We start from the raw sequence: 23,021 nt of genomic DNA on the forward strand, positions 1-23,021 counted from the left end.
GGCGGCCCCGGCTACAGACGGTCCGGGTTGTTGGCCGTCAATGTCCGTACGACGCGCGGGTGTGCGTGGGCATCGGAACAGAGCAGCAGATCCGCCCGCAGACCCGGTGCCAGCCGGCCGCGGTCGTGGAGCCCGACGGCGGCGGCCGGGTTCGCGCTGATCATCGCGATGGCTTCCGGGAGAGTGGCGTGGCCCAGACGGGCCAGGTCAAAGGCCGCTGCCAGCAGGCTCGAGGGCAGGTAGTCCGAGGCGAGCACGTTCAGGGCCCCGTGCCGGGCCATTTCCATGGCCGAAACGTTTCCGGAGTGGGAGCCGCCGAGCAGGATGTTGGGAGCTCCCGCAACGGTGGCGACGCCACGCTCCGTCGCGTGGCGTGCGGCCTCCAGTGTCGTGGGGAATTCGGCGATGGTGGCGTGGCGGGCCAGAAGCTCGTCAATCTCCGCCGGGGAGGTGGGGTCGTGGCCCATGAGCGTGATGGATTTCGCCGCGGCCAGTCCGCCCAGCCAGGCGAGCGTCTGCTCCTTGAGGTCCAGCTGTTCGTCCCGTTCGGCAATCAACAGGTCAACATGGTCAACGGCCTGGTCCGCCGTCATGCGTTCAGCTTCCCGCAGCCACCGTTCCATGACCTGCCGGTCCTGGTACTGGCCCTGGCCAGGCGTGTGGTCCTCGTAGGAGACCAGCGGCATCCCGCTCTGCCCCTGCAGGTGCACGCGGAACGAGTCGATGCCGCCGGGGCAGCGCACGTCCAACCGGTGCAGGACCCGGTGGTCGAGACGGGGTGAGGGGTGGGAGCGCAGGGCGTGGTGGATCTCCGGGGCCCGGGGCGATCCGATCGGAACGCCCACCGCCGACTTCAGCTGGAACGAGACCGCATGGAACGCCGTCGTGACGCCTGCGGCCAGCAGATTGTTCTCGGCCGATTGGACGGCAAGCTGCACCGGCATGGCAGCGCCCGGCCGTGGCCGGTGCTCCTTCGCCAGGGCATCGCTGTGGAGGTCCACCAGCCCGGGGAGGCAGAGGTGCCCCCGGCCATCGATGCTGGCCGCAACGCCCTTGGGGTGCGGATGGATGTCCTCGATGACGCCGCCGGCCACGCTGATGAGCTGGTCCTCCAGAATGCCACCCGGCACCACGGCGCGGACGTGGCCGATCGTGTAGCGGCCCATCATGCGCGCAGTTCGGTGACGACGTCGAAAACGTCCGGGCGAAGGTAGCTCTCGACGTATTCAAGCTTGTGCCCCGTCAGGGTGCAGGAGATCAGCCCACGGAGCAGAATCTGCGGCGGCTGCCCCCGCAATCCCAGTGTGGCGGCAATGTCACTGGGCGGGGACGAGAGCCGGCTTTGGCTCCACTGCCGGTGCGGGGCATAGCCGTAGTGCCTGCGCAGAATGCCATCCAGCGATCCATCCTCGGTGAGCACGCTGGCCAGGCGGGGGACCAGGGCCGATGGGAGGATCGACACTGCCGTACTGACAGGCAGCTCATCCAGAAAGCGGACGCGCTCCAGCACCGTGACCTTCGCACCAAGTTCAAGCCCGAGGATGTCCCGTTCACCCTCGGTGGCGGGGCGGACCACCGGTTTTCCATTGCGGGTCCGGGGATCGGCGCCGGCCTCGCGCACGGTCTGGGTGAACGAGGGGGCAAGGTCCCGGCTGATGCGGTATTCGTAGCGCTGGGTGCGGAAGGTGCCGCTGCCCTTTACCCTGCGCACCAGCCAGCGCCGCTCCAGTTCCTCCAAGGCTGCCCGGATCGTCTGGCGGTTGACACCGAAGATCTCGCCCAGATCATGCTCGGACGGCAGCGGGCGGTTGACCGGTACATCGGAGAATTGTTCCAAAATCTGATGGGACAACTTCAGGTATATCGGCTCAGTCTGCATGCACCAACTATAGCGGGTTTGTGGCAGAAGAGTCCCGGAAAAGCTGGGGAAAAGGGTTGGTGAACAGTGGGCAAACTGCCCTAAATCTGTCTATACAGATTCCTTTTTACGGGCATGCTGGATGCCGTTCACACTCTCACCTTCGACTTCGCCCCCCCCCACGATCAACACCAAGGAGCATGACATGAGCACCCCCAAATCCCTCGGCCGACGAGGATTCCTCGGCGGCGGCATCGCCACGGCGGGCCTGTCCATCGCTGCGGCGATGCCTGCCCAGGCGGCCCAAGGCGCCCCGATCCGTGCGGCCGTCCTTGAGTTCAAAGACCCGTGGACCAAGGCCACCGGCCTGGCGGAGCTGCTGCGCCGCGCCGGAGCCACGGTGGTGGCCTTCGACCCCACCCTTCCCGCCACCGCCCAGGGCGTTGACCTGATCGCCTTTGGCACCTTCACGAACAATGCCCCCGCCTACATCGACTACGTCAAGAACCAGGCAGCATCGCTGCGTGACTTCGCCGCCGCCGGCGGTGTGGTCCTGGACATGGCCCAGTCGGACCAGTACTCGCCCAAGGCCAGCTACCTGCCCGCCCCGCTCAGTGCCACCCGGGCCGATCCCGACCACGACACGATCTACCCGATGGCGCCCGAGCACCCGCTGGTTGCCGCGCTTCGCACGGGAGTGGACGGCCGTGTCTTCACCGACCGCGCCGCCGCCATTCGGGTCAGCTGGGAGACGCTGGTTGATTGGGAGTCCATGCGGGTGCTGCTCTCCTGCGCCCCGGCCGGCAAGCCCACGCCGCCGGCGCTGCTCGAGGGCGCCCACGGCAAGGGCCGGTTCCTGGTGACAAGCCTGACGGTGGACAAGTGCTTTGACGGCACCGGTGCCCCCATCCAGCCGGCCGTGGCCGTCTCCGACAGCGAGGCATTCTTCGCGGCCATTGCAGGCTACGTCGCCGCCGTCAAGGCGGGCACCGCGCCCGCCGTCGTGCCGACGCCCAAACCCAAGGATCCGGCCGCCGGTCCGATGGTGGGCCACACCACCTCGGAGAGCACACGCATCTGGCTGCGCCCGGGCCGCGACCACCACGCGATTCCCCGTTGGGAATGCACCCTCACCAGCGAAAGGGGCAAGGTGGAAAAGGTCGAGGCGACACTGACCGACGCCAACGACCACTCCCTCATCTTCGAGGTGGACAAGCTGAAGGCCGAATCGCGCTACACCTTCTCGATCGTCCCCACGGCGGGCGACCCGGCGTTCACGCCCCTCATTGGCGCGTTCACCACGGCGCCGAAGGACAATTCGAAGTCCAGGGTGGTGATGGGCGTGGGCTCGTGCGCCCCGTCCGCCTCCGATTCCGTCTGGGACCGCATCCTTGCCGAGGGCTGCGACAGCTTCGTCTTCATGGGCGACACCCCCTACATCGACTCGGTCGACCTGCAGTTTGCCCGCCAGCGCCACCGTGAGTTCCTGCAGGTCCCCGAGGTCGCCAGGCTCGTCCGTTCGGTTCCGACCTGGGGCACCTGGGACGACCACGACTTCGCCTTCAACGCCAGCCTGGGCGATGTCAAGGGCAAGGAAAACACCCGCAGCGCCTTTGTCGACTACCGCGCCAATGCCTCCTACGGCCACACCAGCGCCGGCGAGCTGCAGACGGACCGCGACGCCGGCGAGGGCGTGTACACCTCCTTCCGCCGGGGGCCGGTGGAGGTCTTCCTGCTGGATCCGCGCTGGTTCAGCCGCACCGAGGCCAGCTGGGCCGACATCGGCCAGCCGACCTGCCTCGGTGCCCGGCAGTGGGCATGGTTCCAGGACGGCCTGCGCAACAGCGATGCGACGTTCAAACTGGTCGTCAGCGGCATGATCTGGGACGACAAGCAGAATGCCGAGTCCGACGACTGGGGGACCTTCCCCCACGAGCGCGAGGCCATGTTCGACTTCATCAAGGACGAGGAGATCCCGGGTGTGGTGCTGCTCAGCGGAGACATCCACGTCTCCCGGGCCCTGAACTACGGCCCGCGCGTGGGCTACGACCTGTGGCAGTGGATCGTCAGCCCGCTGCACGACCGCACCATCGCCAGCCTGAATGTACCCCACCCGGCCCTGGTGCACAGCGCCGTGGAGCCGAATGTGTTCGCCCGGATCGAGGCGGACACCACCGTGAAGCCGGCGACGCTGAAGGCGACCTGGATCAACCGTTCCGGCCGGCGCATCTTCGAGGTCAACACCACGTCCACGGAACTGGGCCACCGCCACTAGGCCGCCGATTGCGGCCCGCGGTGTGGGCAGAACAGCCCACACCGCGGCCGGCCCTTGACTCCGTCCGGCATCTCCGGTCTAGTTCATAGTGAACAAGTGAACAACTGAACAGATCTAAACAATGCTGATCCAAACAATGGGGGCTGGATACATGTTGACCGAGGACCGTCGTGGACTGATCCTGCGCGAGCTGCGGCTGCGTGGGTCGTTGAATGTTGCCGAGTTCGCACAGCGGATGGGGATTTCGGGGATGACAGTCCGGCGGGACCTTGCACTGCTGGAAGAGCAGGGCCGGTTGCAGCGGGTCCACGGCGGCGCCGTGGCGAATCCGGAGCCAGGTCCGGCCGGGATCGACCACAGATCCCCGGCCGGCGCGGCCGGCGGACACAGGGCGCCCCTGCCCGCCGGCAGGGTGAGGCCGGCATCCACCACCCAGGTTCCCTTGGCCACCATTGGCATGGTGATGCCGTCCGCGGCCTACTACTTTCCCACCGTCATCCGCGGAGCCGAGGCCGCCGCCCGGGATCTCGGTGTCCGGCTGGTGCTGGGCGTGTCCAACTATTCCGCCACCGAGGAACACCGGCAGATCGAACGGCTGCTCGCCAGCGGCGTGGACGGATTGTTGGTGACGACCAGTGCCGAATCCCTGGCGGACAACCCCGCCCTTGAGCTGCTGGCGGCGGCCGAAGTGCCCATCGTCATTGCCGAACGTTCCATTGACGATGTCGTGGACCGCGCCCGGCTGGAGTCCGTCCGCAGCGACCATGTGCGCGGGGCTGAAATCGCCATGAACCACCTGTTGGACCTCGGCCACCAGCGGATCGCCTTGTGCCTGCGAGAAAGCAGCCCGACGGCCTCGCGGGTGCGGGAAGGCTACCGCATCGCATTGGGCAGGGTCGGCCTGATGCCAGATCCCACCATGGACTACGCCATCACGGATGCCCGGAGCGCGCCGGAGGTGCTGCGTGGGCAGATTGAGAAGATCCTGGATGGGATCATGGACGCCGGATTGACGGCGGCGATTGTCCACAACGATGAGGACGCGCTGATGTTCGCCGACTGCTGTCTGGCCCGCGGCATCCGGATCCCTGAGGATTTCGCCCTGGTGGCCTACGACGACGAAATCGCCTCGCTGGGTGCCGTGCCCCTCACGGCTGTCGCTCCGCCCAAGTACGACGTCGGCTACCAGGCCCTGCAGATGTGCCTGAACCGCGTGGGCTCCTGGCGCGGTACATCGGCGGCGCTGCAGCAGGTCAGCCTGTCGCCGACGCTGGTCGTCCGGAGTTCAACAGTGCGCTAGAACGGCCGCGTTCACCCCGATTGTTCATTTGTGTTCATTTGATTGTTGTTGTTCATTCCGAAGTGTTTGATGGATGTAACCGATGTGGCCCCGGCCACACACCCAAACATCGTGGAATTCGAAGGAGAACACAATGAAGCGTCGCACTCTACTGATCGGGGCGGCCGGCCTGTTTGGCAGCGGCATGCTGATGGCCGCCTGCGGAGCCGAGCCCACGCCGGCCAGCAGCCCCAAACCCACCACGGTGCCCACCGGCACGCTCACCTTCTGGTCCGCGCTGGCCGGCATGGACAAGGTGGCTGCGGCATTCAACGCAAGCCAGAGCAACATCAAGGTCACCTTCGAGACCATTCCGGACGGATCCAACGGCGGCTACGCCAAGTTGTCCACGGCCATCACCGCCGGCAACGGTCCGGACGTAGCCACCATCGAATATCCGCAGCTGCCGCAGTTTGTCAGCAACGGCCAGGTCCAGGCGCTGGACGGTTTGATTGACAACGCAGCCACCGTGGACCAGCTCTCCCAGGAGATCCGCGCGTTGGTCCAGTTTGGCGGGAAGACCTACGCACTGCCCTACGATGCCGCTCCGCTGATCATGTGGTACCGCAAGGACATGCTGGACAAGGCCGGCGTGTCCGTGCCGACCACGTGGGAGGAGTTCGAGGCGGCCGGGCGCAAGCTCAAGGCCGTCGCACCGGATTCCTACCTGGCCAGCTTCAACCCCAACGAGGTTGCCGTGACGGCCGCACTGGCGTGGCAGGCCGGCGGCAAGTGGTTTGGCACCGCGGGGGACAGCTGGAAGGTGGGCGTGAACGACGCCGCCACCCAGAAGGTCGCCGACTACTGGCAGAAACTGATCGACGACAAAATCGTCAAGGTGGAGCAGGCGTTCAGTGACGAGTGGAGCCTGGACATGGCCAACGGCACCGTCGTGGGCGTGCTGGGCGCCAACTGGAGCGCCACGGGCATCCAAAAGCGCACCCAGGCCAGCGGCCAGCAGGGCCAGTGGATCGCTGCCGTGGTGCCCAACTGGGGCAGGCCCGCCGGTTCCTTCTACGGCGGATCCAGCTTCAACATCACCAAGAGCAGCAAGAACCCCGCGGCGGCCGCCAAGTTCATCGAATTCCTCACCACCGATCCGGCCGCCATCACGGCACGGGGCAACACCGGCTCGGCGTTCCTGGCCTTCCCGAGCCTGACGCCCGTGGCACAGAAGGCCTACGATGCCAGCTACTTCGGCAATGACATCTACTCCGTGTTCAACAAGGCCTATGCGTCCGTGACGCCCGGCTGGCAGTGGGGCCCCAACTGGGACATCACCAACACGGCCTTCAAGGACGCCTACGGAAAGCTGAGCACCGGCGGCACCGTGCGTGCGGCCGTTGATTCGGCCCAGCAGGCAACAGTGTCCGGCCTCAAGCAAACCGGCCTGTCCGTCAGCCAGTAGCCACCCGGGGTCCGCATCGAAGGGTGCGGACCCCAGCTAGGAGAACCCCATGGCCACTTCGGCAATCACCACTACTGTTCGTACGCGGCGGCGTACGTCCTCGGGCACCGGCGGCAAGTCCGCGGCGCTTTTCCTGACCCCCTTCTTCGCTGTCTTCGCCGTCGCCATGGTCGCTCCGGTGGTGTATTCGATAGTGCTCAGCTTCTACTCCCAGCAGAAGTCGGGACTGGGCTTTGGCGAAGCCAAGACGACGTTTGTCGGCATCGAGAACTACCTGCAGGTCCTTGCCTCGGAGTCGTTTGTTGGCGGCATCGTCAGGCTGCTGGTCTACTGCATCATCTACATCCCGGCCATGGTGGGCGCCGCCGTCGTCTTCGCCCTGCTCCTGGACGCGGGCGTGGCCCGGGCCCGCAAGCTGTTCCAGCTGCTGGTGTTCCTGCCCCACGCCGTTCCCGGCGTCATCGCTGCCCTCATCTGGTCCTATCTCTACACGCCCGGCATCAGCCCGCTGGTGCAGGCCCTGGCCAGCGGAGGCATCCAGATCAACTTCCTGGACGCCCACTGGGTGCTGCCTTCCATCGTGAACATCGGGGTCTGGGAATGGACCGGCTACAACGTCATCATCTTGTTCACGGCCCTGCAGGCCGTGCCGCGGGAGGTGCTGGAAGCGGCCCGTGTGGATGGTGCCAGTGAGATCCGCCTGTCGCTGAGCATCAAGTTCCCGCTGATCCTGCCGGCGCTGAGTGTCATCATGCTCTTCACCATCATCGGAACCCTGCAGCTGTTCACCGAGCCGACCATCATCGGCAAGGCCACGTCAGCTGTCACCAGCACCTGGGTCCCGAACATGTGGGCCTATGACGCAGCCTTCATTCGGCACAACCTCAACCAGGCCGCGGCGGCATCGATCATCATCGCCGCCTTGGCAGCGATCCTGTCCCTGGCCGTCACCCGATTCAATTCCAGGATGAACAAAGCATGAGCACCAAGATCCTTTCCCGCCCGCCGGCAGCGACCCGCGCCGTCGAGCCTCTTCCCACAAGGCCGAGGAAGTCGGCCGTCGGCGGCGGCCTGGGCAGCAAACTGACTGTCAACGGCCTCCTGATCCTTGGCTCGGCGTACATGATTGTGCCAGTGCTCTGGCTGCTGTTTGCGTCCACAAAGAATGCGGCGGACCTCTACGGCACCGGCGCCTACTCCCTGGGCACCTTCGCCCTCTTCGACAACATCAAGCACGTGGCCTCCCAAGACGGCGGAATCTTCTTCCGCTGGATGGCCAACTCGGTGATGTACGCCGGATTCGGTGCGGTGTTCGGCGGGCTGATCTCCGTGATGGCCGGCTACGCCTTCGACAAGTTCCAGTTCAAGGGCAAGGACTCCTTCTACGGCATCGTGCTGGTGGGCGTGCTGATCCCCAACACGGCCACGGTGCTGCCGATGTACCTGCTGGCCTCCCAGCTCGGCATCACGAACACCATGTGGGCTGTCCTGATTCCGGTGCTGTGCAATCCCTTCGGCGTCTACCTGGCCAGGGTCTACAGCGCATCCTATGTTCCGGCGGAAACGCTGGAGGCGGCCCGCATGGACGGTGCCGGGCCCATCCGGTCCTTCTTCTCCCTGGGCCTGCCGATGATGATGCCGGGCTATGTCACCATCGGGCTCTTCCAATTCGTGGGCGTGTGGAACAACTTCATGCTCCCGCTGGTCATGCTGCAGAACCAGCAGCTGCTGCCCGTCAGCGTCGGCATCTCGATCTGGCAGGGCTACTCGGTGCCGCTGCCGGAGTTCACGCCGATGGTGATCACCGGGTCCCTGCTCTCCATCATTCCGCTGCTCGTGGCGTTCATTCTGCTGCAGCGCTTCTGGAAGTCCGGGCTGACCTCGGGGAGCGTCAAGTGAGCGCCCCTGCACCGGCGGTGGACAAGGGGCTGAACGTGGCATTGGCCATGCCAGCGGCGACGGCGGAGCGGTTGTTCCCGCCCAGCCTGCTGGACACGCTGGAGACGGAGGCCAACCTGCTCAGCCGCCGGCCGCTGGAGGAGTTCTCCTCGGCGGATGCGCTGGCCGTGCTCGCCCAGGCGGACGTCCTCATCACCGGCTGGGGGTGTGCGATGATCGACGGCGTGGTGCTCGACGCAGCACCACGGCTGCGCTACATCCTGCATTCGGCCGGCACTGTACGCAACCATGTGGGCGAGGCCTGCTGGGAGCGCGGCATCCAGATCAGCACTGCCGCGGATGCCAACGCCATCCCCGTTGCCGAGTACACGGTGGCGATGATCCTGCTGGCCAACAAGCGGGTGCTGCAGATAGCCAGGACCATGCATGCACTGCGCACTCCCGTGGAACCGGAGGATGAATTCCCGGATCTGGGCAACTACCGCAAGCGCGTCGGGATCATCGGAGCCTCAAAGATCGGCCGGCATGTTCTCCGCCTGCTGCAGCCGTACGACGTCGAGGTGGTGGTCTCGGATCCATTCCTCAGTGAGGCAGAGGCCGAGTCCCTGGGCGTGAAGTCTGTTGGCCTGGACGAGCTCGTGGCCAGCAGCGACGTCGTCTCGCTGCACGCGCCGTCCCTGCCCTCCACGCTCAACCTCGTCGACGCCCGCCAGATTGCCAATCTCCGTCCCGGAGCCACGTTCATCAACACCGCCCGGGGCGAGCTGGTGGACCAGGATGCTCTGCTGCGCCGGTTGGAGACGGGCGACATCTATGCGGTGCTGGACGTGACCACACCGTGGGTGCTTCCCCAGGACTCGGGCTTCTATACGAACGCCAATGTCCTGCTGACGCCGCACATGGCGGGGTCCTTCGGCACCGAACTGGCACGGATGGCGGACAGCACGGTGGCAGAGGCGCACAGGATTGCGCGCGGAGAGCCGCTGCGCTTCCCCCTGCGGGCGCGGGATCTGGAGTTCACCGCCTAGCTAGCGGCCGGCGGCCTTCGCCAGTTCGCCGTCGTCGGACACGTCCTGGTCCTGGGGCCGGGCGCCGCCGGCCGGATCCTTCACCGGGGGAGCGGAGAGGCTGCCGCGGCGCCGAAGCCACATCTCCACGGGAATGGTCGCCAGCGGCGGGACGGCGGCGGCCAGCGCAGCGAGGGCAACCCACCACGTCCAGCGCAGCCGGATGGCCGCGAGGATCGTCACTGCGACGTAGATGAGGAACGCGGCACCGTGCAGGGCGCCGAAGATCCTGACGCCAACTTCAGTCGTTTCCGTGCCGTACTTCAGGAACATGCCCACCAGCAGCCCCGCCCAGGTGAAGGCCTCGATAATGGCAATGGCTTTGAAGATGCGGCCGACGGCGCTGATGCCGGGATTGGTCACGGTGGGTTGTCCTTCTACACGGGGCGGGCCAGGCGTTCTGCTGTCCCCGGCAATCCGTCCCATGCTAGTGGAGCCGTCTGGGAGGAACCTTGGGACGTGGTGGCTGGCGATAGTGTAGTCAGCAACCGTTGCCGGCGCCGCGCCGTGCGGGTGGCCCAGCCCAACAGATGGAGAGACGATGAGCATTGCCACGAGTGGCCAGAAGAAATCCTCTGATGGGTCAGTTGCCGACAGCCATGATCTGATCCGCGTGCAGGGCGCCCGCGAGAACAACCTCAAGGACATCAGCGTTGAGCTGCCCAAGCGCCGGCTGACGGTGTTCACCGGCGTCTCCGGCTCAGGCAAGAGCTCGCTCGTCTTCGCCACCATCGCCGCGGAATCGCAGCGGATGATCAACGAGACCTACAGCGCCTTCGTCCAGGGCTTCATGCCCTCCCTGGCCCGGCCCGAGGTGGACCATCTGGAGGGGCTGACGACGGCGATCATCGTGGACCAGGAGCGGATGGGTGCCAACCCCCGCTCGACGGTGGGCACGGCCACCGACGCGAACGCCATGCTCAGAATCCTCTTCAGCCGGCTTGGTTCCCCCTATGTGGGCCCGCCGACGGCGTTCTCCTTCAACGTCCCCACCCGCAAGGCCAGCGGTGTGATGAGCACCGAGAAGGCCGGCCGGGTGGAGAAGAGTGTGGTGAAGGGTGCCGTCTATCTGGGCGGCATGTGCCCGCGCTGCGAGGGCATGGGCTCGGTCTCCGATTTCGACCTCACGGCCCTGTACGACGACAGCAAGTCCCTCGGCGGCGGCGCGTTGACGGTCCCCGGCTACAGCATGGACGGCTGGTACGGCCGCATTTTCGCCGGCGCTGGCTTCGACATGGACAAGCCGATCGCTGAGTACTCCAAGAAGGAGTTGGACGACCTCCTCTACAAGGAGCCGACCAAGATCAAGGTCGAAGGCATCAACCTCACCTATGAGGGATTGATTCCGAAGATCCAGAAGTCCATCCTGTCCAAGGATGTGGACGCCATGCAGCCGCACATCCGGGCCTTCGTGGAGCGTGCCATCACCTTCCAGCCGTGCCCCGAATGCGAGGGGACCCGCTTAAGCCCGGAGGCACGGTCCTCGAGGATCCAGGGCAGGAACATCGCCGATCTGTGCACGATGCAGATCAGTGACTTGGCCGAGTGGGTCCGCGCCCTCGATGAGCCCACTGTCGAGCCGCTCCTGAAGGGCCTGCGCCACCTGCTGGACTCGTTCGCGGAGATCGGCCTGGGCTACCTCTCCCTGGACCGGCCGGCCGGCACGCTCTCCGGGGGAGAGGCCCAGCGCACCAAGATGATCCGCCACCTCGGCTCGTCCCTCACCGACATCACCTATGTGTTTGACGAGCCGACCATCGGTCTGCACCCCCACGACATCGAGCGGATGAACCAGCTGCTGCTGCAGCTGCGCGACAAGGGCAACACGGTGCTCGTGGTCGAGCACAAACCCGAGACCATCGCCATCGCGGACCACGTCGTCGACCTCGGTCCCGGCGCCGGCACCGACGGCGGCACAGTGTGCTTTGAGGGCAGCGTTGAGGCACTGCGCGCCAGCGGCACCATCACCGGCCGCCATCTGGACGACAGGGCCGCGGTGAAGGACAGTGTGCGGTCAACCAAGGGCACGATGGAGGTCCGTTCGGCGTCCTCGCACAACCTGAAGGACGTCGACGTCGACATCCCCCTGGGCGTGCTCTGCGTCGTCACGGGTGTCGCCGGTTCGGGCAAGAGTTCGCTGATCCACGGTTCGGTGGCCGGGCGCGAGGGCGTGGTGGTCATCGACCAGGGTGCCATCAAGGGCTCCCGGCGCAGCAACCCGGCTACGTACACCGGGCTGCTCGAGCCGATCCGCAAGGCCTTCGCGAAGGCCAACGGTGTCAAGCCGGCACTGTTCAGCTCCAATTCAGAAGGCGCCTGCCCCAGCTGCAACGGTGCCGGCGTGATCTTCACCGAGCTGGGCGTCATGGCCACCGTTGAATCCACCTGCGAGGAGTGCGAGGGCCGGCGCTTCCAGGCGTCCGTGCTGGAATACACCCTGGGCGGGCGCAACATCGCCGAGGTGCTGGCGATGTCGATGATTGAGGCAGAGGAATTCTTCGGCAGCGGCGAGGCCAAAACCCCCGCGGCACACAAGATCCTGGACCGGCTCGTCGACGTCGGACTCGGCTACCTCACCCTCGGACAGCCGCTCACCACGCTCTCCGGCGGCGAACGGCAGCGCGTGAAGCTGGCCACCCAGATGGCGGACAAGGGCGATGTCTACGTCCTGGACGAGCCCACCACCGGTCTGCACCTGGCCGATGTCGAGAACCTCCTGGGCCTGCTGGACCGGCTTGTCGATTCCGGCAAGTCGGTGATCGTGATCGAGCACCACCAGGCGGTCATGGCGCATGCGGACTGGATCGTCGACCTCGGCCCCGGGGCCGGCCACGAGGGCGGGCGGATTGTCTTCGAAGGCACCCCGGCGGACCTTGTGGCACAGCAGGCCACGCTGACCGGCCGGCACCTGGCAGCGTACGTCGGCGCCTAGGAACAGCACTGCCGAAGCTGCGGCGGACCGGCACTGGCCCCGGGGCCGTGCCGGTCCTAGACTGGGCCCGTGAACATCGGACCGGCCCCACGCCACGCACGGATTGGCTATCCGATAGCTGCTTGACGCACTCTGCCCGCGGCCCGCCGCCTCTTTTGCTGGACATCGATCCAGTCTGCGAGAGGAGGTGAAATACATGACTGGACAACACAACACCGCACTTGCTGCGGGTGACGTCGTCACCGCAACCGTTGCCAAGGTGCTGCCCTTCGGCGTCCTCATCGAGGGTCCCGACGGCATGCCGGGGCTCGCCACCGGCCTCCGCGGCGCCGCCGAGGGCCAGCGGCTCACCGTCCGCGTTGACGACGTCGACGCTGCCAAGGGCCGCTTCAGCGCCAGCGCCGGGTAGGCGCAGCCCCGCCCCACGCGGACGGCGGTGGTTCCCAGCCGCCGCCGTCCCGGGGTTCCTTCCCCGTGCGGCCGCCCTCTGGTTGAATGGGGATTTGGTGGATGTCCGACCGGAATGTCGGTGCCCCTGGCGATACTGGTAGTCACTTGCTGCGCGCACCACGGTGGCGGAATTCTGCGCAGATCCGTTGGCCGCCACCACCTCGTGAAAAGTCTTTGTGCTCGTTCCACAACCCTGGAGAAACAATGCTCGGAAAGCTCCTCATTCGCTATCTCAGGCCCTATCGCTGGCTGCTCGCGGGGGTGCTGGTCTTCCAGTTCGCGTCGGTCATGGCGTCGCTGTACCTGCCCAGCCTCAACGCCGACATCATCAACAAGGGCGTGGCCCTGGGCGACACCGGCTACATCTGGTCCTCCGGAACCGTGATGCTGGCCATCTCCATCGGACAGATCGCCTGCTCCATCGTGGCCACCTACTTTGCGGCGAAGGCGGCCATGCAAATGGGCCGCGACATCCGCGATGGCGTCTTTGAACGCGTCAGCGCCTTCTCCGAGCGGGAGGTGTCGCACTTCGGTGCAGGATCGCTGATCACCCGCAACACCAACGACGTGCAGCAGGTCCAGATGCTCGCCATGATGGCCGCCACCATGCTGGTGTCCGCGCCCCTGCTGGCGATCGGCGGCATCATCATGGCACTGCGCCAGGATGTCGGTCTGAGCTGGCTGATCGCCGTCGCGGTTCCGGTGCTGCTGGTGATGGTGGGCTTCATCATCGGCGGCATGGTGCCGCTGTTCCGCCGGTACCAGCACAAGCTCGACGCCGTGAACCGCGTCATGCGTGAGCAGCTGACGGGCATCCGCGTGGTGCGGGCGTTCGTCCGCGAGGACATCGAGGCCGCCCGCTTCCGCGAGGCGAACTACGACATCATGGCGGTCGGCCGCAAGGTCGGCGAGCTGTTTGTCCTGCTCTTCCCGCTGGCCATGCTGGTTCTGAACGTCACAGTTGTCGGCGTGATCTGGTTCGGCGGCATCCGCGTCAACGACGGCGACATGGAGATCGGCACGCTGTTCGCCTTCATGGCCTACATCATGCAAATCCTCATGGGCGTGCTCATGGCCAGCTTCATGACCATCATGATTCCGCGCGCAGCGGTCAGTGCCGAACGCATCAGCGAGGTCCTGGCCAGCGAATCGACCCTGGCCAGGCCGAAGGATGCCGTCCTCCGCCTGCCGAACCCGGGCGCCGTCGAACTGCGCAATGCCACCTTCAGCTACCCGGGCGCCGAACGGCCGGTGCTTGACGGCGTCACCTTCGCCGCAGCCCCGGGCGAAACTGTGGCCATTGTCGGCTCCACCGGTGCCGGCAAGACGACGCTGGTGTCCCTGATCCCGCGCCTGTTTGATGCGAGCGGGGGCAGCGTCCGGGTGGGCGGCGTCGACGTCCGCGAGGTTGAACTCGATCTGCTGTGGCGCAGCATTGGCCTGGTGCCGCAGCGCCCCTTCCTCTTCTCCGGCACCGTGGCTTCCAACCTGCGCTTTGGCCGGGAGGAGGCAACCGACGAGGAGCTCTGGCACGCCCTGGAGATCGCCCAGGGCCGGGACTTTGTGGCAGAGATGGAAGGCGGCCTGGACGCACGCATCGCCCAAGGCGGCACCAATCTCTCCGGCGGCCAGCGGCAGCGGCTCGCCATTGCCCGCGCCATCGTGCACAACCCGGACATTCTCATCTTCGACGACTCGTTCTCCGCGCTTGATCTCACGACTGACGCACGGCTGCGGCAGGCACTCTGGCGGGAGCTTCCCACGGTGACCAAGATCGTCGTCGCCCAGCGCGTGTCCACCATCGCCGATGCAGACCGCATCGTCGTCCTGGACGACGGCGCGATGGTCGGCATCGGAACCCACGGGGAACTCCTCGAAAGCTGCACCACCTACCAGGAAATCGTCCAATCCCAGCTCAGCGTGGAGACACCAGCATGACGACCACTACTCCCACCCCGCTCTCCGAAGAGGAGCAGCTAGAACTCGAACTGGCCGAGCAGGCGCGCGTCGCCTCCGACGACTGGTCCAGCGTCAAACCCGGCAAAGCGGAGAACTTCGGCACGAGCTTTAAACGCTTGCTGGGGCTGCTGAAGCCGCACGCCTGGGCATTCGGCTTCGTCTCCCTCCTGGGTGCCATCGGCGTCGTGCTGGCCGTCATTGCCCCCAAGGTCCTCGGTGAAGCCACCAACATCATCTTTGAGGGTGTGATCTCCAAGAACCTCCCCAGCGGTGTCACCCAGGAACAGGCCGTGGAGCAGCTGCGTGCCGCGGGACAGACGGATCTGGCCAACATGGTCTCGGCCATGCATCTGACCCCCGGCCTGGGCGTCGACTTCCTGCGGCTGAGCCAGGTCCTCATTCTGGTGCTGGCACTGTACTTTGTCGCCTCGGTGCTGGGCTGGCTGCAGGGCTACGTGATCAACAAGATCATGATGACCACCATGTTCCGCCTGCGCGAAGAGGTGGAGGCGAAGATCAACCGGATGCCGCTGCGCTACTTCGACAAGGTGCAGCGCGGCGAGCTGATCTCCCGCGTCACGAACGACATCGACAACATCACCCAGACCATGCAGCAGTCGCTGTCGACGGTGGTCACCAGCGTGCTGACGGTGGTCGGCGTGCTCATCATGATGTTCTCCATCTCCTGGCAGCTGGCCCTGGTGGCGTTGGTGAGCATGCCCTTGATGGGCGTGATCTTCGGCGTGATCGGCCCGAAGTCGCAGAAGGCCTTCGGCCTGCAGTGGCGCAAGGTGGGGCGTCTGAACGCCCGTGTCGAGGAATCGTTCTCGGGCCACGCTCTGGTGAAGGTGTTCGGCAAGGAGCAGGATGCCCTGGCCAAGTTCAAGGAAGAGAACCAGGAGCTCTACGAGGCCTCCTTCAAGGCGCAGTTCCTCTCCGGCATCATGATGCCGGCCATGATGTTCGTGGGAAACCTGACGTACGTGGGCATTGCCGTGCTGGGCGGTCTCATGGTCGCCGGCGGCCAGCTCCGCCTCGGCGACGTGCAGGCCTTCATCCAGTACTCGCAGCAGTTCACCCAGCCGCTGTCCGAGCTGGGCGGCATGGCCGCCGTCGTGCAGTCCGGCACGGCATCGGCCGAGCGCGTGTTCGAACTCCTTGACGCCGAGGAGCAGGAGCCCGACGACGTCGATGCCCCCGCCCCGGTGGATGGCGATGGGACCATCGTCTTCGAGAACGTGGCCTTTGCCTACACGCCCGAGCGCCCCCTCATCCGGGATCTGTCCTTCAAGGTCAAGCCCGGGCAGACTGTCGCCATCGTGGGGCCGACGGGTGCGGGCAAGACCACGCTGGTGAACCTCATCATGCGCTTCTACGAGCTCAATGGTGGGCGGATCCTGATCGATGGCCAGAACATCGCGGATCTGCGCCGCCACGACGTCCGTGCCCGCACCGGCATGGTCCTGCAGGATCCGTGGCTCTTCGCCGGGAGCATCAAGGAGAACATCCGCTACGGCCGGCAGGACGCCACCGACGCAGAGGTTCTGGAGGCGGCCAAGGCCACCTACGTCGACCGCTTCGTTCATTCGCTGCCCGAGGGCTATGACACAGTTCTGGATGAGGATGCCTCGAATGTCTCGGCCGGTGAGAAGCAGCTCATCACCATCGCCCGGGCGTTCGTGTCCCAACCGTCGGTGCTGATCCTCGATGAGGCAACGTCCTCGGTGGACACGCGCACTGAGCTGCTCTTGCAGCACGCCATGGCGGCGCTGCGTTCCGGGCGGACGTCGTTCGTCATTGCCCACCGGCTCTCCACCATCCGGGACGCGGATCTGATCCTGGTGATGGAACACGGTGACATTGTGGAGCAGGGCACGCACCAGTCCCTGCTCAGTGCGCGCGGCGCCTACTGGCGGCTCTACAACTCCCAGTTCGAACAGGCCGCCACGGACCTGGACGCCGAGCTGCCGGCGGACCAGGGCTCCCAGACGGCATCGGAGGATGCCCCCGAGGAGGTGCTGGAGTCCGACGCCGCCCCGGCGTAGGTTCCAGGCCGGCCTGGTTTCCCGCCGGGGGAGGGGTGCAGTCCACTGGACTGCACCCCTCCCTTTGTGGCGGTGGCCAGCTTTAGCCGCTGCCCGCCCTCAGCCTCGGCCTTGGGCCGGCCGGCGGTGGATCTCAGCCGGGCGCAGCCCCGGATAGGATCCTGCAATCCGCCCGACGGCCTCGCCGGGGGAGGGCGGCGTTAGACCGGCCACGTGCCAGAGCCGGCCCGAACGGTACCAGTGGTCCACGGCCACCATGTCGACCTGGTGGGGGCTGAAGCCGGCCCGTCCAAGTTCCGGGCCCGCGGGCTGCCCCTGGCCGGCGAACGCCGGCATGGGGGCATTGGATGCCATGGCGATGGCCCGCAGCAGATCGGCTGTGGCAACGGGCTCCGGGTTCGCCGCATGGAACACCGACCTCTCCTGCCGTCCGGCGAGGGCGAAGCTGCCGACGAGCCTGCCCAGATCCGCCACATCAACGATCGACAGCAGGGCGGAGCCGTTCCCGGGCCACGCGCCGCCACTGGCCATCATTTTCACCAGCCCCGGCACCACCCAGCGGTCGCCGCTGCCAAGAACGAGGTTGGGGCGCACCACGTCCCCACCGTGCTCGAGCACCAGCTGCTCGGCGGCCGCCCGGCTGTCGCTGGTGGCGGATGCAGGATTGTAGCCAAGCACTTCCTCCCTGACGCCGCGGTGTGGGCCCATGCCGTAGACGGCTGCAGTGCTGACGTAGATGATCCGGGGCACGCCGGCGCGGGCACAGGCCGCAAGGACGTTGCACGTTCCGTCCACATTCGTTGACTGTGCCAGCTGCGGATCGCGCCCAACATAGGACGCGGAGTGGACCACCACATCCACTGCTTCCATGACTGGATCGAGGCTGTCGGGGATCTCAATATCACCCGCAACGACGCTGGTGCTGCCCGTTCCGGGGCCCTGAGGCCGCCGGGACAGCGCTACCACGCGGGCAGCCCCTGAGTCCGCCAGCGCTGCGGCAATCCTGCTGCCGATGAATCCCGAGCCGCCCAGCACCAGCACCCTGGGTCTGCCGTCCACTCCGCCACGCGCCGCCGCCGTTGGCTGGGTGCCCGCGAAGTGGCGCTGTGTCAACGGATCGGGGGCTGCCATGCAGACGCACCTTCCATGGAGGTGATGGGCGTCGGCGTGCGGGGCCGCCCGGTCGCCATGCCGCCCTTGAGGGACATCAGCACGGAACCGCCGGAGACAATGTCCACGGCCACCGCATCCATTGCCTGCCCCGGGCCGGGCAGGGAAACCGTGACTTCGACGGGCTGGTTGAACTCGACCATGCGGAAGAAGTCCGCACGGAAGCCGGAGAAGTCGGCATCGGGTGCACCGGAGGCTGCGCGCAGGGCCTGCCGGGCGGCTTCCAGCAACAACATCCCGGGGGCATGGTCCAGTGGATGGTCAAAGAAGATCGGATGTGATTGGTCGATGTGCAGCGGCCACGCCAAGGGCCGCACAGCGGCGCCCAGCACCACGTTCCGGATGCTGTGGTGGCCCACGATCCCGGGTTCCAGCAATCGTCCAGCGCCCGGGATGGAGGATGGCGCACGGGGTTGGCGGTAGCGCTCATACGCTGCGGCGCTGAGCATCCGCGCCGAAGCGGTTCCGGTGCCAATCTCCGTGCCGTCGTGGAGGAAGCGCGCGGCGACGGTGAGGCTTGACGGCGCATCCGCCGGGCCGGCGCTGTCCACAACGTCCAGCTCAACAACGACCTCCACGGGTTCACGTCCATCGAAGTCTGCTGTGCCGACCGACAGCTCCATGTGGGGCAGGAGGAACTTGTGGGTCAAAGGCACGCCACGCTGGTGGGCCACCACGATGACGGCCTGCCGCAGCGTTTCAGCCACCAGGGCCGAATCCACGCCCGGAAGGTTTGAGCCATAGAAGACATGCCAGCGGGGCCATTGCGCGCCAGCCAGGGAGCGCCCGTTGCCGCAGTGGACGAAGTCGGTGATGAACACTTCCGAGACAGCCCGCCGGTGGACCAGCTCACGGGGCAGGGAGGCCTCGAACGATAAAATTCTCATTTCACTTCCAGAATTGCTGCCACGCGCGTCCAACCCGTCCATGCCCACGACCCTCCTGCTGCAGAATGCCTAAATTCTAGCTACAGGGGAGGGACATTGGCTGGGCCAAAATCTGCAGTGCCTGCGCCGGCTTGATCCGGCCGGTGGGCATGTCTTCGGCGTGTTGCCATTTGACGCCGGCGGCATTGAGTCATATTCTCATTGGAGATGGCCCCACCAGTTGTCCCCCAATAAACTGGTGGGGCCATTGTCATGCCCGGAACCGGGCAACGGCCAGATCAGGCCAAATTCTCCTTGAGCAGCGCCCGGTGTTCGACGGCCGCATCGCGGTGCAGTGCACATCCGGCGTCGGTGAGTTCCAGAAACAAGGACCGCCGGTCATCTTCGCAGGAGTGCCGCGAAATGAGACCGGCCTTCTCAAGCCTGTCCACCACCTTTGACATGGCGCTTTGGGTCATGGGCGTACGCTCACCCAGCTGCTTCATTCGGCAGGCGGCATCAGCGCTCTCTGCAATGAGATCGAGAATCTCAAACTCCGTGAGGCCGATGCTGAACTTGGATTCCAGGGCGCGGTCGATTGCCGCCGCGGTGCGGAAGTACGTGGTTTGGATGCCGCGCCATTGCTCAACCAGCGCCCGATCCTGCAGTGTTGCCATGCGTCGATTCTAGTTCATGACGAATTAATAGTCCATGGAATAAGATTCCTTGTCATTCAATGACGCGTCATATAAATTGATGCCATGACCTCACCTTCGACACTTGAAAGAACCGCAGTGGAGCAGCTTGGCCCCCTCCGCTGGAGCCGGGCGCAGTGGATGCTGCTGCTCGTCTTATGCACTGTCCTGGCGCTTGATGCGTTGGACGTCTCCATGGTGGGTGTGGCACTGCCCTCCATCGGCGCTGAACTCCACCTTGGAACCGAATCGCTCCAATGGATTGTTTCGGCCTATGTCCTGGGCTATGGCAGTCTGCTCCTGCTGGGTGGCCGCATGGCTGATCTGCTCGGCCGCCGGCGCATCTTCCTGATTGCCCTCAGTGTCTTCGCCGCGGCGTCACTGTTGGGCGGCCTGGTGGACGATCCGGCCATCTTGATCGCCACCCGGTTTGTCAAAGGACTGGCCGCGGCGTTCACCGCACCCGCCGCCTTCTCCATCATCACCACCAACTTTGCCGAAGGCCGTGAGCGCAACCGGGCCCTCTCCATCTTCACCACCTTTGGTGCCAGCGGCTTCTCGCTTGGCCTTGTTGTCGGAGGGTTGATGACCGCCATGAGCTGGCGCTGGACCTTCCTGGTCTCCGTACCGGTGGCCGTCGCCGTCGTCCTTCTCGGCTTGAAATTCGTTCCGCGGGACAGCGTGGCCGACCGGAGCGAAGCAGGCGGACATGACATCTGGGGCGCCGCCACGCTTGCCGCAGGCATGCTGGGGCTGGTCTATACGCTCGTCGCGGCACCGGGACATGGGTGGGCATCCATAGCGACCATCGGCGGATTTGCCGGATCCGGAGCACTGCTGGCGGCGTTTGCCGTGATCGAAAACCGCGTCCGCCACCCCCTTATCAGGTTCAGCATCTTGAAGGAAGGCTGGGTGGCCCGGGCAAACCTCAGCGCCGTCGGGCTCTTTGGCTCCTATCTGAGCTTCCAGTTCATCCTGACGATGTACCTGCAGTCAGTACTGGGCTGGTCGCCGCTGGGCATGGCGATGGCGTTGCTGCCAACGGGTCTGCTCGTGGCCTCCAGCGCGCCCTTCGCCGACAGGTTGATTGACAAGTTCGGTGCCCAGCGGCTGATCGTGACAGGCCTGGCGTCCCTGGCGCTCGGCTACGTCCTGTTCCTGCGCGTGGGAACGTCGCCCAACTATCTGATGGACATTCTGCCATCGGTGCTGCTGCTGGGCGTGGGGTTTGCCCTGGCCTTCCCCTCCATCAATGTGCAGGCCACCACGGGCATCCGCGACTCCGAGCAGGGTCTGGCCGCAGGCCTGATCCAGACCAGCACGCAGGTGGGCGCAGCCTTGGTCCTGGCTGTCACGACGGCCATGGTCAGCGGCCACGACGGCGGAACGCAGAGCGGTGCCACCGTGGACGCGGCGGCCATGCTGGAGCAATATCGTCCGGGATTGATCCTGAGCGCTGCCGTGGCCATCGCGGCCCTGGTGATTGCCGTCTCGCCCTCCCGGCGGTCGAAGCCGGCCGCCATCGAGCCCGCCGCCTGATGCTCTTTCCTGCGCCCGCCCGGCGCAGGAAAGAGCATCTATCCTGCCACGCACAACACCGATAGGGTGTTGGATATCACAGGTAGGTTCGCGCTCGGGAAACGGGAGAACTATGGCTGGCAGATTTGAATTGGTTGAGGCATCAGATGGCTCCTACCGGGTGCTGCTCATTGATGCCGATGGGGCGTTGATGGCGGTGTCCGTCGAATTCGACACCAAGACCGAGGCGGTGCAAGGCATCGAGAGGGCCCGGGAAATCGCCGGCACGGCCTTCATCACCGACCTCACACGTTCCCGGGCTGTTGCCCCACCCCACAGCAGGCGCCAGGTACTGGCCGCCGCCGGTGGCAGGACCTAGCCGGCCAGCAGTTCTGCGACATACTCCAATTGGCGGACCCAGTGGTGCTCCTGTCCGCCCTCGTGGTTGTTGAAGCGGTAGACCGCCATGTCCTTCGCCGGCGCTGTCCGGGGCGACGACGGGGCGCCGGTTCCGTACGCGTTGTAGGCAGCGAAGACCGTCGACGGCGGGCAGACATCATCCATCTGCGCCACCGAGAACAGTGCAGGCGCCGTGGCGCGGCGGCCCAGGTGCACGCCATCGAAGTAGTTCAGCACCTCCAGAACTGCCTCGTAGCTATGCCGGTGGCGGTTGAGGAAGTTGGCAATCTCCGGGTAGGGCCCCCGCGGCGCAATGTCGATGGCGCGCGGGAAATCCTGCAGGAACGGCACGTCGGCCAGGGTGGCGAGCACGCCGTCGAGCCGCCCGGCCGCCAGGGCCGCCGCGGCAATGGCCAGGCCACCGCCCTGGCTCAGGCCAACCAGGACCACCTTGGCCGCATCCACCGCGGGGTGGCTCTGCGCGGCTTCGATGGCCCGGAACGCATCGACATACACGCGCCGGTAGTAGTAGTCCTCGCGGGAGGCAATGCCCCGTGTCATCAGCCCGGCGTAGGCCACTCCGCCGGCCGAGGGGTGGGGGTCGGCGGTCTCTCCGACGATGCCGCCGTAGCCCTGGCCCCGGGTGTCCATGATGAAATGCGCGTATCCGGCCTGGGCCCATTTGGTGTCCTGCTGGACCAGCCCCCGTCCGCCCGAATAGCCGATGTACTGCACCACCACGGGCAGGGTGCTTCCGGGCGTCCGGGTCGCGGGCAGATGCAGCCAGCCCTTGATGGGGTCGCCGCCGAAACCCGAGAATGAGACATCAAAGCTGTCGATGACGGCCAGATGGTTGTCCACCGGCGTGTAGACCGCCTTGAGGGGCAGCTCCTGGGCCTCGGCCAGGGTCTGGCTCCAAAAGGCGTCGAGGTCGCCGGGTTCGACGGCGGTGGTGGCGTAGCTGCGCAGCTGGTCCAGTGGCATGTCAAAGAGGGGCATGGAGGTCTCCTGGATCTGGGGCAAGGGTTCTGTAGGTGATCCTACGTCCGATCTTGTACGGGCGGTACTGGAAGGTGGGTTCCCAGCCACACGCGGTGCGGGCGCCCCGCACCGCCATCGATGATTGAATGTGCCAAGCAAT

19 protein-coding genes are annotated in these 23,021 nt (G+C 66.0%); 12 read left to right on the plus strand and 7 right to left on the minus strand.

Annotated elements, in window-relative coordinates; translation table 11 throughout:
• Nucleotides 1-11: 11 nt before the first annotated feature.
• Both K254_RS22055 and K254_RS22060 read right to left on the minus strand, forming a co-directional pair.
• Complete coding sequence (locus K254_RS22055) at nt 12-1,169, minus strand: alpha-D-ribose 1-methylphosphonate 5-triphosphate diphosphatase (protein WP_081709929.1); 1,158 nt, start codon at nt 1,167-1,169, stop codon at nt 12-14.
• Complete coding sequence (locus tag K254_RS22060) at nt 1,166-1,879, minus strand: GntR family transcriptional regulator (RefSeq protein WP_081709930.1); 714 nt, start codon at nt 1,877-1,879, stop codon at nt 1,166-1,168. The genes K254_RS22055 and K254_RS22060 overlap by 4 nt, the downstream gene beginning before the upstream one ends.
• Before the next feature lie 184 nt (nt 1,880-2,063).
• Between K254_RS22060 and K254_RS0106075 the strand changes: the two genes are divergently transcribed.
• From K254_RS0106075 to K254_RS0106100, 6 genes are all read left to right on the plus strand, one after another.
• Nucleotides 2,064-4,133: an alkaline phosphatase D family protein gene (locus K254_RS0106075; protein WP_026554608.1), complete on the plus strand. Its 2,070-nt coding sequence runs from the start codon at nt 2,064-2,066 to the stop codon at nt 4,131-4,133.
• A 121-nt stretch (nt 4,134-4,254) separates the two neighbouring features.
• A complete protein-coding gene (locus tag K254_RS0106080) occupies nt 4,255-5,433 on the plus strand; it encodes a substrate-binding domain-containing protein (RefSeq protein WP_231391762.1) in 1,179 nt (392 codons plus the stop codon).
• 133 nt (nt 5,434-5,566) lie between these two features.
• A complete protein-coding gene (locus tag K254_RS0106085) occupies nt 5,567-6,880 on the plus strand; it encodes an ABC transporter substrate-binding protein (RefSeq protein ID WP_026554610.1) in 1,314 nt (437 codons plus the stop codon).
• Between the two features lie 49 nt (nt 6,881-6,929).
• Nucleotides 6,930-7,862, plus strand: coding sequence for a carbohydrate ABC transporter permease (locus tag K254_RS0106090; protein ID WP_026554611.1), 933 nt, complete (start codon nt 6,930-6,932; stop codon nt 7,860-7,862).
• A complete protein-coding gene (locus tag K254_RS0106095; RefSeq protein ID WP_081709931.1) occupies nt 7,859-8,779 on the plus strand; it encodes a carbohydrate ABC transporter permease in 921 nt (306 codons plus the stop codon). The genes K254_RS0106090 and K254_RS0106095 overlap by 4 nt, the downstream gene beginning before the upstream one ends.
• Nucleotides 8,776-9,807, plus strand: a complete 1,032-nt coding sequence (locus K254_RS0106100; RefSeq protein WP_231391763.1) for a hydroxyacid dehydrogenase — start codon at nt 8,776-8,778, stop codon at nt 9,805-9,807. Before K254_RS0106095 ends, K254_RS0106100 begins: the two co-directional genes overlap by 4 nt.
• Here K254_RS0106100 and K254_RS22065 read toward each other — a convergent pair whose 3' ends face one another.
• Nucleotides 9,808-10,209, minus strand: a complete 402-nt coding sequence (locus tag K254_RS22065) for a DUF3817 domain-containing protein (protein ID WP_051388911.1) — start codon at nt 10,207-10,209, stop codon at nt 9,808-9,810. It abuts the gene before it with no gap.
• Nucleotides 10,210-10,387: 178 nt separating this feature from the next.
• Between K254_RS22065 and K254_RS0106110 the strand changes: the two genes are divergently transcribed.
• The 4 genes from K254_RS0106110 (at nt 10,388) to K254_RS22075 (ending at nt 17,232) form a co-directional block, all read left to right on the plus strand.
• Nucleotides 10,388-12,778 carry an ATP-binding cassette domain-containing protein gene (locus K254_RS0106110; protein ID WP_026554614.1) on the plus strand — a complete coding sequence of 797 codons (2,391 nt, stop codon included), beginning with the start codon at nt 10,388-10,390 and terminating at the stop codon, nt 12,776-12,778.
• 196 nt (nt 12,779-12,974) lie between these two features.
• Nucleotides 12,975-13,187: a hypothetical protein gene (locus K254_RS22070; protein ID WP_035749057.1), complete on the plus strand. Its 213-nt coding sequence runs from the start codon at nt 12,975-12,977 to the stop codon at nt 13,185-13,187.
• A 245-nt stretch (nt 13,188-13,432) separates the two neighbouring features.
• Nucleotides 13,433-15,166 (plus strand): ABC transporter ATP-binding protein, encoded by a 1,734-nt coding sequence (locus tag K254_RS0106120; protein ID WP_026554615.1) that lies wholly within the window; start codon nt 13,433-13,435, stop codon nt 15,164-15,166.
• On the plus strand, nt 15,163-17,232 hold the full coding sequence (locus K254_RS22075) for an ABC transporter ATP-binding protein (RefSeq protein WP_051388912.1): 2,070 nt from the start codon (nt 15,163-15,165) through the stop codon (nt 17,230-17,232). The genes K254_RS0106120 and K254_RS22075 overlap by 4 nt, the downstream gene beginning before the upstream one ends.
• 99 nt (nt 17,233-17,331) lie before the next feature.
• Here K254_RS22075 and K254_RS22080 read toward each other — a convergent pair whose 3' ends face one another.
• From K254_RS22080 to K254_RS0106140, 3 genes are all read right to left on the minus strand, one after another.
• Nucleotides 17,332-18,363 carry an NAD-dependent epimerase/dehydratase family protein gene (locus K254_RS22080; RefSeq protein ID WP_051388913.1) on the minus strand — a complete coding sequence of 344 codons (1,032 nt, stop codon included), beginning with the start codon at nt 18,361-18,363 and terminating at the stop codon, nt 17,332-17,334.
• On the minus strand, nt 18,342-19,289 hold the full coding sequence (locus tag K254_RS22085; RefSeq protein WP_051388914.1) for a ScbA/BarX family gamma-butyrolactone biosynthesis protein: 948 nt from the start codon (nt 19,287-19,289) through the stop codon (nt 18,342-18,344). The genes K254_RS22080 and K254_RS22085 overlap by 22 nt, the downstream gene beginning before the upstream one ends.
• A gap of 278 nt (nt 19,290-19,567) precedes the next feature.
• Nucleotides 19,568-19,945 (minus strand): MarR family winged helix-turn-helix transcriptional regulator, encoded by a 378-nt coding sequence (locus tag K254_RS0106140; protein ID WP_026554616.1) that lies wholly within the window; start codon nt 19,943-19,945, stop codon nt 19,568-19,570.
• A gap of 84 nt (nt 19,946-20,029) precedes the next feature.
• Here K254_RS0106140 and K254_RS0106145 point away from each other — a divergent pair, with 84 nt between their 5' ends.
• Together K254_RS0106145 and K254_RS22090 are read left to right on the plus strand one after the other, a co-directional pair.
• Nucleotides 20,030-21,502 (plus strand): MFS transporter, encoded by a 1,473-nt coding sequence (locus tag K254_RS0106145; protein ID WP_026554617.1) that lies wholly within the window; start codon nt 20,030-20,032, stop codon nt 21,500-21,502.
• A 112-nt stretch (nt 21,503-21,614) separates the two neighbouring features.
• Complete coding sequence (locus tag K254_RS22090) at nt 21,615-21,860, plus strand: YegP family protein (protein ID WP_035749059.1); 246 nt, start codon at nt 21,615-21,617, stop codon at nt 21,858-21,860.
• Here the strand turns inward: K254_RS22090 and K254_RS0106155 are convergent.
• Complete coding sequence (locus K254_RS0106155; RefSeq protein ID WP_026554618.1) at nt 21,857-22,879, minus strand: acetylxylan esterase; 1,023 nt, start codon at nt 22,877-22,879, stop codon at nt 21,857-21,859. The two genes, K254_RS22090 and K254_RS0106155, sit on opposite strands and share 4 nt — an antisense overlap.
• Between the last annotated feature and the right edge of the window lie 142 nt (nt 22,880-23,021).

Source organism: Arthrobacter sp. 35W, assembly GCF_000482545.1.
Taxonomy (GTDB): domain Bacteria; phylum Actinomycetota; class Actinomycetes; order Actinomycetales; family Micrococcaceae; genus Specibacter.

Excerpts from the sequence above, each read along its gene's own strand:
- K254_RS22055 (WP_081709929.1), bottom strand. The coding sequence starts at position 1,169 with ATGATGGGCCGCTACACGATCGGCCACGTCCGCGCCGTGGTGCCGGGT.
- K254_RS22060 (WP_081709930.1), bottom strand. The coding sequence starts at position 1,879 with ATGCAGACTGAGCCGATATACCTGAAGTTGTCCCATCAGATTTTGGAA.
- K254_RS0106075 (WP_026554608.1), top strand. The coding sequence starts at position 2,064 with ATGAGCACCCCCAAATCCCTCGGCCGACGAGGATTCCTCGGCGGCGGC.
- K254_RS0106080 (WP_231391762.1), top strand. The coding sequence starts at position 4,255 with ATGCTGATCCAAACAATGGGGGCTGGATACATGTTGACCGAGGACCGT.
- K254_RS0106085 (WP_026554610.1), top strand. The coding sequence starts at position 5,567 with ATGAAGCGTCGCACTCTACTGATCGGGGCGGCCGGCCTGTTTGGCAGC.
- K254_RS0106090 (WP_026554611.1), top strand. The coding sequence starts at position 6,930 with ATGGCCACTTCGGCAATCACCACTACTGTTCGTACGCGGCGGCGTACG.
- K254_RS0106095 (WP_081709931.1), top strand. The coding sequence starts at position 7,859 with ATGAGCACCAAGATCCTTTCCCGCCCGCCGGCAGCGACCCGCGCCGTC.
- K254_RS0106110 (WP_026554614.1), top strand. The coding sequence starts at position 10,388 with ATGAGCATTGCCACGAGTGGCCAGAAGAAATCCTCTGATGGGTCAGTT.
- K254_RS22070 (WP_035749057.1), top strand. The coding sequence starts at position 12,975 with ATGACTGGACAACACAACACCGCACTTGCTGCGGGTGACGTCGTCACC.
- K254_RS0106120 (WP_026554615.1), top strand. The coding sequence starts at position 13,433 with ATGCTCGGAAAGCTCCTCATTCGCTATCTCAGGCCCTATCGCTGGCTG.
- K254_RS22075 (WP_051388912.1), top strand. The coding sequence starts at position 15,163 with ATGACGACCACTACTCCCACCCCGCTCTCCGAAGAGGAGCAGCTAGAA.
- K254_RS22080 (WP_051388913.1), bottom strand. The coding sequence starts at position 18,363 with ATGGCAGCCCCCGATCCGTTGACACAGCGCCACTTCGCGGGCACCCAG.
- K254_RS22085 (WP_051388914.1), bottom strand. The coding sequence starts at position 19,289 with ATGAGAATTTTATCGTTCGAGGCCTCCCTGCCCCGTGAGCTGGTCCAC.
- K254_RS0106140 (WP_026554616.1), bottom strand. The coding sequence starts at position 19,945 with ATGGCAACACTGCAGGATCGGGCGCTGGTTGAGCAATGGCGCGGCATC.
- K254_RS0106145 (WP_026554617.1), top strand. The coding sequence starts at position 20,030 with ATGACCTCACCTTCGACACTTGAAAGAACCGCAGTGGAGCAGCTTGGC.
- K254_RS22090 (WP_035749059.1), top strand. The coding sequence starts at position 21,615 with ATGGCTGGCAGATTTGAATTGGTTGAGGCATCAGATGGCTCCTACCGG.
- K254_RS0106155 (WP_026554618.1), bottom strand. The coding sequence starts at position 22,879 with ATGCCCCTCTTTGACATGCCACTGGACCAGCTGCGCAGCTACGCCACC.